The sequence below is a fragment of the Candidatus Halocynthiibacter alkanivorans genome (assembly GCF_003333265.1).
In the GTDB taxonomy this organism is placed as follows: Bacteria; Pseudomonadota; Alphaproteobacteria; order Rhodobacterales; family Rhodobacteraceae; genus Halocyntiibacter_A; species Halocyntiibacter_A alkanivorans.
Genome location: NZ_QOLB01000085.1, coordinates 1 through 10,225, shown reverse-complemented (window position 1 = coordinate 10,225; position 10,225 = coordinate 1). Strand labels below are relative to the sequence as shown.

At 59.8% G+C, this 10,225-nt stretch carries 5 protein-coding genes; 1 reads left to right on the top strand and 4 read right to left on the bottom strand.

What is annotated here, in order from left to right; genetic code table 11:
• Nucleotides 1–17: 17 nt before the first annotated feature.
• From DWA01_RS10120 to DWA01_RS10105, 4 genes are all read right to left on the bottom strand, one after another.
• Nucleotides 18–404, bottom strand: a complete 387-nt coding sequence (locus DWA01_RS10120) for an MAPEG family protein (protein WP_114285724.1) — start codon at nt 402–404, stop codon at nt 18–20.
• A gap of 138 nt (nt 405–542) precedes the next feature.
• Nucleotides 543–1,109 carry a DUF2314 domain-containing protein gene (locus DWA01_RS10115; RefSeq protein WP_114285723.1) on the bottom strand — a complete coding sequence of 189 codons (567 nt, stop codon included), beginning with the start codon at nt 1,107–1,109 and terminating at the stop codon, nt 543–545.
• A gap of 115 nt (nt 1,110–1,224) precedes the next feature.
• Nucleotides 1,225–4,665: a pyruvate carboxylase gene (locus DWA01_RS10110; RefSeq protein WP_114285722.1), complete on the bottom strand. Its 3,441-nt coding sequence runs from the start codon at nt 4,663–4,665 to the stop codon at nt 1,225–1,227.
• A 242-nt stretch (nt 4,666–4,907) separates the two neighbouring features.
• Nucleotides 4,908–6,779, bottom strand: a complete 1,872-nt coding sequence (locus DWA01_RS10105; protein ID WP_235008505.1) for a sensor domain-containing diguanylate cyclase — start codon at nt 6,777–6,779, stop codon at nt 4,908–4,910.
• A 240-nt stretch (nt 6,780–7,019) separates the two neighbouring features.
• Between DWA01_RS10105 and DWA01_RS10100 the strand changes: the two genes are divergently transcribed.
• A complete protein-coding gene (locus tag DWA01_RS10100; protein ID WP_114285721.1) occupies nt 7,020–9,452 on the top strand; it encodes an ATP-dependent helicase in 2,433 nt (810 codons plus the stop codon).
• Nucleotides 9,453–10,225 lie beyond the last annotated feature (773 nt).

Below are 10,225 nucleotides of genomic sequence, written 5' to 3'. Positions count from 1 at the left end.
GTTCCGGCGGGGCCGGGTCAGAACAGCGCCAGGCCGATATTGGCGACGCCGGCCGCTGCAACAGCGAAGAAGGTCAGCAGCATGCCGGTTTTTCGCTGTCCGAAGCTGGTGCGTTCTCCGGCGATTGAGAGCGCATGAATCACGCGCCCTGCAACCAGTGCAATGCCGAGCATATGCACCAGAAACAGCGGCAGGCCCTGCAGTTCCGCCATCAGGATCAGCAAAAGCGTCATCGGTGTGTATTCGGCGAAATTGCCATGCACCCGGATCTGGCGGTTCAGCATGTGATTGTCGCCATCCCCAAGCGACACTTTTTCCCGGTGGCGGCTGTTCACCACCCGCATGCTCAGCGCGATGAAAATCAGCGCCAGAATTCCGGCATAGAGTGGTGTGGTCAGTTGCATTGCATGTCGCCCCGCGTGAATTATGTCGCGCGAGGCTTGCAGAGATCAGAACAATTGAAAAGCGGCGCCGCGGCGTTCCCGCGCGTCATCCGCCGAAGTCAGTGCCCTGGCGTCATACCAGGGCCTGGCTCCGCTTGCTCAACGCCAGCTTTTGGGAAGCGGGTTCTCGGTAAAGGCGGCCAGAACCGGCGCCGCCTCTGCTTCTGGCAGCCGCGACAGCATCACCCGGGCGGTGTAATTGCCGTATTGCCGCCCGTCCTTGCCGGTGACCGACCAGTCGGTGATCATCGCCTGGTCAAAATAGACCTGGTCGCCGGCTTTCAGGGCGCCCATATAATTGGGGTTGTTCAGCAGCAAACCGCCAAAACCACCGTCGTCATAGCGGATGAACGGCCCGACCCAGATCATTTCGGATTCGCCGTCCAGACCGACCGGAAACAAGACTTTGACATAAGCGCTTTTGCCAGAGACACCGGCCTCATTCAGCACCGCACCGAAAAAACGGTCGAGCCTGGCGCAGGCCTCAGCCACCGCCGCTGCCATCTCCGGATCATTGCTCTGGAATCGTTGAACCGGGTCGCCCTGGCTGGTCTGTTGCAGGGGCTCCGGGTTGAAACTTGCCGGGTTCACTTCCGCGCTCAGCGGGGAGGTGAGGCCAATAAAGGCAGCGGTAACGGCTGCGGTAATGGTCGTAATCTGGCGCATTGGTGTCTCCGGAGTTTTCACATTCCTGTGACCCTGCCAAATAAAAAACGACTCGCCTAGGGGCGAGCCGTTCACTTTTTCTGAACTGGTCAGTTTAGATGTCAGGGCATCTCAGTCAGCTCAGTTCGACCAGAAGATCCTTGGCGTCGATTTGCGATCCGGGGCTGACATGGAGCGCAGAGATCACCGCGTCACGTTCCGCATGGATGCCAGTCTCCATTTTCATCGCCTCGATGGTCAGCAACAGATCACCCTCTTTCACCTGCTGGCCAGGCTGCACCGCAACCGTGGCAACGACGCCGGGCATCGGCGCGCCGATGTGGTTGACGTTGCCGGCTTCGGCTTTGGGGCGCACGGTTGTGGTGGCGGCGGCCTTGCGGTCGGTGACCCGCACGGTGCGGGGTTGCCCGTTCAGTTCAAAGAACACTTTGGCCTGACCTTCGTCATTGGTCTGCCCTACCACCAGACAGCGGATTTCCAGTGTCTTGCCCGGGTCAATCTCGGCCGAAATTTCTTCACCGGCTTTCATGCCATAAAAGAAGGTTGGCGTTGGCAATGTACGCACCGGCCCATAGGTATCGTGGCGGGTGATATAATCGGAAAAGACCTTTGGATACATCAGGTAACCGTTCAGATCCTCGTCATCCAGATCACAGCCAAGCGCCGCTGTGGCCTCGCCACGTATCGCGTCCAAATCCACCGGAGCCAGGTTTTTGCCCGGGCGCTCAATGGACGGTTTTTCGCCCTTAAGCACCTTGGCAACGATACCGGCAGGGAAGCCACCCGGAGGCTGGCCCAGATTGCCGCGCATCATATCGATCACCGAATCCGGGAAGGCGACGTCTGATTTCGGGTCTTCAACCTGATCACGGGTGAGCCCCTGGCTGACCATCATCAAGGCCATGTCACCCACCACTTTCGAGCTCGGAGTCACTTTGACAATGTCACCAAACATCTGGTTCACATCGGCGTAGGTCTGCGCCACCTCATGCCAGCGATCTTCCAGGCCAAGGCTGCGGGCCTGGCCTTTCAGATTGGTGAACTGACCGCCGGGCATCTCGTGCAGATAGACCTCTGAGGCCGGCGCCTCAAGGCCGCTTTCAAAGGCGGCGTATTGATGGCGCACGCCTTCCCAGTAGTTGGACAGGGTGCGAATGGCGCCGATATCCAGCCCGGTGTCGCGCTCAGAATGGCGCAACGCTTCGACAATTGAGCCCATGCAGGGTTGGCTGGTGCCGCCGGAAAACGCATCCATGGCGCAATCCACCGCGTCGACACCCGCATCTGCAGCGGCAAGAATCGTCGCCGCAGCAATGCCGGAAGTGTCATGGGTGTGGAAATGGACCGGCAGGCCGACCTCTTCTTTCAGCGCTTTGACCAGGGCGCTGGCCTGGGCGGGTTTGAGCAGCCCGGCCATGTCTTTCAGACCCAGCACATGGGCGCCGGCGTCGCGCAGTTCCTGACCCATATTCACATAGTATTTCAGGTCATATTTGCTCCGCGCCGGGTCAAACAGATCGCCGGTGTAACAGATGGTGCCTTCGCAGACCTTATCGGCTTCAATCACCGCGTCCATCGCCACCCGCATGTTTTCGACCCAGTTCAGGCTGTCAAACACCCGGAACACATCGACGCCCGATTTCGCTGCCTGGGCAACAAAGCTCTGCACCACATTGTCGGGGTAGTTGGTATAGCCCACGCCGTTGGAGGCGCGCAGCAACATCTGAGTCATCAGGTTGGGCATGCGTTCGCGCAGATCGCGCAGTCGCTGCCAGGGGCATTCCTGCAGGAAACGATAGGCCACATCAAAGGTGGCGCCGCCCCAGCATTCGACCGAGAACAGCTGTGGCAGATTGGCGGAATAGGCGGGTGCGGCCTTGATCATATCGATCGAACGCATCCGCGTCGCCAGCAGCGACTGATGCCCGTCGCGCATGGTGGTATCGGTGATCAGCAGCTGTTTCTGCGCCAGCATCCAGTCCGCGACAGCCGCGGGACCCTGGCTGTCCAGAATCTGACGGGTGCCGGGCGCCGGTGTATCCACCAGGGTGACGGGTGCCTGAGGTGGTTTTGCTTCCGCATGGGGTTTGGCGCGGCCTTCGGTTTCAGGATGACCGTTGACGGTGATGTCAGCAATATAGTTCAGGATGCGCGTGGCACGGTCCCGGCGGGGTTTGAAGTCAAACAGATCGGGCGTCTGGTCAATGAATTTGGTGTGATATTCATTGTTCAGAAACACCGGGTGTTTCAGCAGGTTTTCCACAAAGGCGATGTTGGTCGACACGCCGCGGATGCGGAATTCGCGCAGCGCCCGGTCCATGCGTGCAATCGCCATTTCCGGCGTCGGCGCCCGGGCGGTGACTTTTTCCAGCAGGCTGTCGTAATAACGGGTGATCACTGCGCCGGAATAAGCGGTGCCGCCATCCAGACGAATGCCCATACCAGTGGCGCCGCGATAAGCGGTGATGCGGCCGTAGTCAGGGATGAAGTTGTTCAGCGGATCTTCTGTCGTGATGCGGCACTGCAGCGCGTGGCCGTGCAGTTTTACATCGGCCTGGCTGGCGGTGCCGGTGGCTTCGGCCAGCGTTTTGCCTTCGGCGATCAGGATCTGGGCGCGCACGATGTCAATGCCGGTGACTTCTTCGGTGACGGTATGCTCAACCTGAACCCGCGGATTCACTTCGATAAAATAGAACTTATCGCTGTCCATATCCATCAGAAATTCGACCGTGCCGGCGCATTCGTAATTCACATGCTGGCAGATCTTTTTGCCCAGCGCACAGAGGGATTCACGTTGTTCCTGCGACAGGTAGGGCGCCGGGGCACGTTCCACCACTTTTTGATTGCGCCGCTGCACGGAACAGTCGCGTTCCCACAGGTGGTACACTTCACCATGCTGATCGCCGAGGATCTGCACTTCCACATGGCGGGCGCGCATGATCATCTTTTCCAGGAAACCTTCGCCATTGCCAAAGGCGGCTTCAGCTTCACGGCGGCCTTCGCGGATTTTTTCCTCAAGCTCGGACTCGTCCATGATTGCACGCATGCCGCGTCCGCCACCACCCCAGGAGGCTTTCAGCATCAGCGGATAGCCCACTTCAGCGGCCTCAAGCCGGATGGCGTCCATGTCGTCGCCGAGCACTTCGGTGGCGGGGATCACTGGCACACCGGCGGTCACCGCCACTTTACGGGCGCTGGCCTTGTCGCCAAGGGCGCGCATGGTGGCGGCTTTGGGGCCGATAAACGCGATGCCATTGGCGTCGCAGGCATCAACAAATTGGGGGTTTTCCGACAGCAGACCATAACCGGGGTGGATCGCATCGGCGCCACACATTTTGGCAACCCGGATGATCTCTTCGATCGACAGATAGGCGGCAACCGGGCCGAGATCTTCGCCGATCTTATAGGCTTCATCGGCTTTGAACCGGTGCAGGGACAGTTTGTCCTCTTCGGCATAGACCGCGACGGTGCGTTTGCCCATTTCATTGGCGGCGCGCATAATGCGGATCGCGATTTCGCCACGGTTGGCGATCAGAATCTTGTTGAAATCTGCCATAGTCGGACGTTCAACCTCCCCAAGTTGGTCCAAAAGGTACACACGTTTGACCGCCAGGGCAGGAGACCAGGGCGGTGGCCACGCGAAGATGCTGCATTGCAGCGAGCGCAGTCTTGCACAGCTTAAGCAGCCAAGACAATCCCCTAAAGGGGTAGGAAATTGCTTTCTCCGGCTGTGGTGTGGGATCGCCCTTTTTATGTCTTAAAACGACAAAGGAGCGCAATTGCTGCGCCCCGGCCCGTTTACCCGGCCTCCCGGTCGTCTGTTTCCGGCGCCGTCGGGCCCTGGCGGAACGGATCCGGCTCCAACCCGTGCAGCGCGATGCCACTGGTTTCTGTGGTGTCCGCCATCTTGGGCGTCGTCATCTCCGGCTCCGTTATCGGGGGCTCCGGTGGCTGGTTGTTGGCCCATGCCACCTGGTTGCGCCCTTTGCCCTTGGCGGCATAAAGCGCATCATCCGCAGACCGCATCAGATCCTGCGGCATGGTGCCGTGCTGCGGATAACTGGACAGGCCGGCTGAAATGGTGATGCGCGGCAGGGTTTTGTCGCCGTAGCGCACGGTGATATTTTCCACAGCCAGACGCAGGGCCTCAGCGCGCTCAAAGGCCTCATCCGGGCTCAGATCCGGCAGCAGTAACATGAACTCTTCGCCGCCGGAACGACAAGCCACCTCATCGCCGTCGCACGCCGCCTCCAGCGCCGCACCGACCGCGCGCAGCACCATATCGCCGGCATCATGGCCATGATTGTCGTTGAATTTCTTGAAATGATCCACGTCCACCGCGACCACAGAAAGCGGCCGGGCATCCTTCTGCGCGCGCAGAATCAACTTGCGCATGGAATCTGTCAGGTGGCGGCGGTTGAACAGCCCGGTCAGAGAATCGCGCACCGACTGATCCTGTAACTGGTCGCGCATCTGCACATTGGCAATGGCCATCGAGATCTGTTCGGCACACATCTGTGCCAGTTTGCGCGTCTGCTGAAACTCATCGTCGGTGATCATGCGCCCGGCTTTCAAATGCATCAGCCCCACTGCTTCGCCATGGGCCAGGATCGGAAAACAGAAATAGGGGTTCTGATCGTGTGGCTCGGCGTGCTCGCAGGTGAAGTCCACCTCACTCAGGCCAAAAACATAGGAGCGGCCACGGCGCAGCCCCCAACAGCTTTCGGGGTGGATATGGTCGAGATGCACGCCGCCATTCCAGCTGGCGCAGCCATCCAGCACATCACGCGAATTGGAATAGACATAGATGGTGCCTTCGATTCCCGGCAGAATATGGGCCATAAAGCGGGACACCATATCAAACAGCTCCGTCAGCGAGCGGCTGGACTGCAGCCATTCGTTCAGCTCGCCCAGCAGTTTCACCTCGCGCGCGATACGTGCCTCTTTTGCCCGCCAGACACGGTCTTTTAGCGCGCGCTGCTTTAATTGGTTTACCTGCCAGCGACCGGATTGGAGGGTGATCACGGTAAACAGCCCCAGCAGGGTCAGAACCACAGTGGCGATGATAAACAGCCCGGTCTGCAGCCGGTCGACAAAGGTTTCATGCAGCCGGGTGACATCGGTGTAAAATTCAATGGCCCCAACAAATTGACCGTCTTGCATCACCGGTTCATATATTTCAAACACCGCGTGCTCCATGTCAGCCATCATGGAGGCATCGTGGAAATTCATTCCGTCGATTTCAGACATCGGCAAGTCGACGTGTTTTTGATAGACCCGCCCGGTGGCGACCATGTTCACAAAATAATCCTTCGTGTTGATCTGGCCAATGTCAGAGGCGCGGCTGGACCAGAACACCTGGCCGTCCGCGCGGTATAATTTGTACCGGTAGATATCGGAGGTCGAGGTGATGTCAGTCAGAAAGCTGATGTCACGTTCGCTCAACTCGCCGTTCACAAACGCCTCACTGCCAGAAGCAATCTGGACCAGAACCCGGCGCTTCCACTGTTCGGAACGCAGTCGAATATCGGTGGCCAGCATCCGGTCTGTCAGCTCTTCCGGCACAAAGTTGACCACCCACCAGGAGCTGGCGGCCACGGCCATAAAGACCAGCACCAGCGTTGCAGATTTAAGGCGGGACGTTATCAGGGTGTGAACAGAGGTTTTCATACGGGAACCAGATAAAAGGACACTACTCAGACAGTCTGGACAGCCTGGGTTTCTCGCGTGTTAATTAAGGTCTGCACAAAACCTAAAATTGTATCCGGTTCCGTCAGCGTCAGGTGGAGCGCACCGGGAATTGCCGTCAGCAACAGTGGGGCCGGGACGGTGGTGCTGCTCTGGTTGAAAATGCGGAACATTAGTAGAACGCACCTTTCCCTCTGCGAACATTGCCGCTAAGTTTGCGCCATGAGCAGCTTTGATGAATATGATGATTTTGACGCCGCCGCGCGTCCGCCCGCCGCCCCCGGTGTCCCTGCCGCCGCCGCTGGCCGCACCCCGCTGAGCCAGATGGCGATGGCGGCGCGCCCAAAGCCCTATCTGGACGGGCTGAACCCGGCGCAGCGCGAGGCGGTCGAAGCGCTGGACGGCCCGGTTCTGATGCTGGCCGGCGCTGGCACCGGCAAAACCAAAGCGCTGACCGCGCGCATTGCACATCTGCTCAACACCGGCCGCGCCCGCCCCAATGAAATCCTGTCGGTGACCTTCACCAACAAGGCCGCGCGCGAGATGAAAGAACGGGTCGCCACCCTGTTGGGGCAGACGGTCGAGGGCATGCCCTGGCTTGGCACTTTTCATGCCATCTGTGTGAAACTGCTGCGCCGTCACGGCGAACTGGTCGGGCTGAAATCGAATTTCACCATCCTGGATACCGATGACCAGATCCGGCTGTTGAAACAACAGATCCGGGCTGCGGGCATTGATGACAAACGCTGGCCCGCGCGCCAGCTTGCCAATATCATCGACAGCTGGAAAAACCACGCATGGACCCCGGAGCGGGTGCCGGCATCCGAGGCCAGCGCTTTCAACGGTCAGGGCCCGAAACTTTACGCAGAGTACCAGGCCCGGCTGCGGGCTCTGAACGCCTGTGACTTTGGCGATTTGCTGATGCATGTGGTGGTTATTTTTCAGCAAAATCAAGATGTTCTTGAGCAATACCAGCGCTGGTTCAAATTCATCCTGGTGGACGAATATCAGGATACCAACGTGGCGCAATATATGTGGCTGCGCCTGCTTGCCGCCGGCCATCACAACATCTGTTGTGTCGGCGATGACGATCAGTCGATCTATGGCTGGCGCGGCGCTGAGGTCGGCAATATCCTGCGTTTTGAGAAGGATTTTCCCGGTGCCACCGTGGTGCGTCTGGAGCAGAACTACCGCTCCACCGCCCATATCCTGGCTGCGGCCAGCGGCGTGATTGCCGGCAATGAAGGCCGCCTGGGCAAGCAGCTGTGGACCGCCGCAGAGGGTGGCGACAAGGTGCGGCTGATCGGCCACTGGGACGGCGAAGAAGAGGCGCGCTGGATCGGCGAAGAGATCGAAGCCGTGCAGCGCGGCACCCGCGGCAAAGACCCGGTGTCGCCGGAAGACATGGCGATTCTGGTGCGCGCCAGCCATCAGATGCGCGCCTTTGAGGACCGGTTCCTGACCATCGGCTTGCCGTATCGTGTCATTGGTGGTCCGCGTTTTTATGAACGGCTCGAGATCCGCGACGCCATGGCTTATTTCCGGGTGGTGACCAGCCCGGACAACGATCTGGCCTTTGAACGTATTGTGAACACGCCCAAACGTGGCATCGGTGACAAGGCGATGCAGACCATGCAGCTTTGTGCCCGCGAGAACGGTGTGTCGCTGACGGAGGGCGCCCGCATTGCGCTTGCCAACGGCGATCTGAAGGGCAAGGCCAAGTCTGAACTGGCCAAACTTATGGTCAATCTTGATATCTGGATGTCGCGGCAGCGCGACGGCGACAATCACATTGAGATCGCGGAGCAGATTCTCGACGAATCGGGCTACACCGCTATGTGGCAAAACGACAAAACCCCCGAAGCCCCGGGCCGGCTTGAAAACCTGAAAGAACTGGTAAAAGCGCTGGAGCAGTTCGAAAACCTCGGCGGATTCCTCGAACACGTGTCGCTGATCATGGACAATGCCGCCGGTGATTCGGATGAAAAGGTCTCGATCATGACCCTGCACGCCGCCAAAGGGCTCGAATTCCCTGCGGTGTTCCTGCCGGGCTGGGAAGACGGTCTGTTTCCCTCGCAACGCTCGATGGATGAAAGTGGCCTGAAAGGCCTCGAAGAAGAGCGCCGGCTGGCCTATGTCGGCATCACCCGTGCCGAAAAACTCTGCACCATCTCCTTTGCCGCCAACCGGCGTGTGTTTGGCCAGTGGCAATCGGCGTTGCCGTCACGGTTCATTGACGAACTGCCCGCCGATCACGTCGATGTGCTGACGCAGACCGGGCTTTATGGTGGTGGCACCGGCGCTGGGGACATGGCCAGCAGTCTCGATCAGAGCCTCGAGGATGGCGGCGGTTACAATTCCCCCGGCTGGAAACGGCTGCAGGCGCGCAGCCAGACCCGACACGGCAGTAGCACCCGCACCGCTGGCGGAGCATCTGGCGGCAAGCCTTCCGCCGCTCAGAGCATGGTGATCAACGCCAAAGCGCTGCCGGCCTTTGCCGAGGGGGACCGCGTCTTTCACAAAAAGTTCGGTTATGGCTCGGTGATGGCGGTGGATGGCGACAAGCTGGACATCGAATTTGAGCGCGCCGGCTCCAAAAACGTGGTCGCCGGCTTCATTGTGCCCGCCGATCAGGCAGATGACGTGCCGTTTTAGATCCTGCCTGTCCCTGGTATCGGCTGGCCGGGGTGACGGCTTTTTGGCCGGTGTCTGACCGGGCGCTTCACCAGCGATTCTCAACGAAGTGCCTTTGCTCTGGCCGCGGTTTGGTGCCGCCGCCGCTGGTTTTGCGGCAGGCCGGGGTGATGCTCTTCGTGTTTTGACGTCGCCGCGCTTTGATCTCAGTGCGGCAGGTCCGGCCCTTTGAGCCGATTGCTGCCCCGCTGTCGGACTGAACGCTGCGGATGGGGGCCGGGAATGCCCGGCGTCAGCGCCGCAACAGCCGGGGAGAGATCACACACGGCCGTTCACTTCGCCTGTAATATCTTGCCCGTCTGCGTACCGGTGCCGTCGTCGCACCGGCGCGCCCTGATTTCCCACTAAAACCCACCCATAAAAAAACGGCGGCGCCCGCGAAGGGTGCCGCCGTTTATCCGCGCGCTCACCAAGGGGGGGATGGGAACAAGCGCAGATCAGAGAACAAAAGCGGCGGCGCCAGGGGGGAGAGGCGCCACCGCTTTTTCACGCCCCGGTAAAGGGGCGCACTGCTCAGGAAAGGCCCACGAGACCGATCCTGGCCATTATTGAAAGCGGTGGCACCAGGGAGGAGAAGCACCACCGCCTTTGTCCGCCTCACACAGGGAGGATAGAGGCGTATCTGTGTCGGGAGAGGGCAGGTGCCCGGTCCCGGGGAATTTTGAAAGCGGCGGTGCCAGGGAGGAGAAGCACCACCGCCTTTGTCCGCCTCACACTGGGAGGAAAGAGGCGTA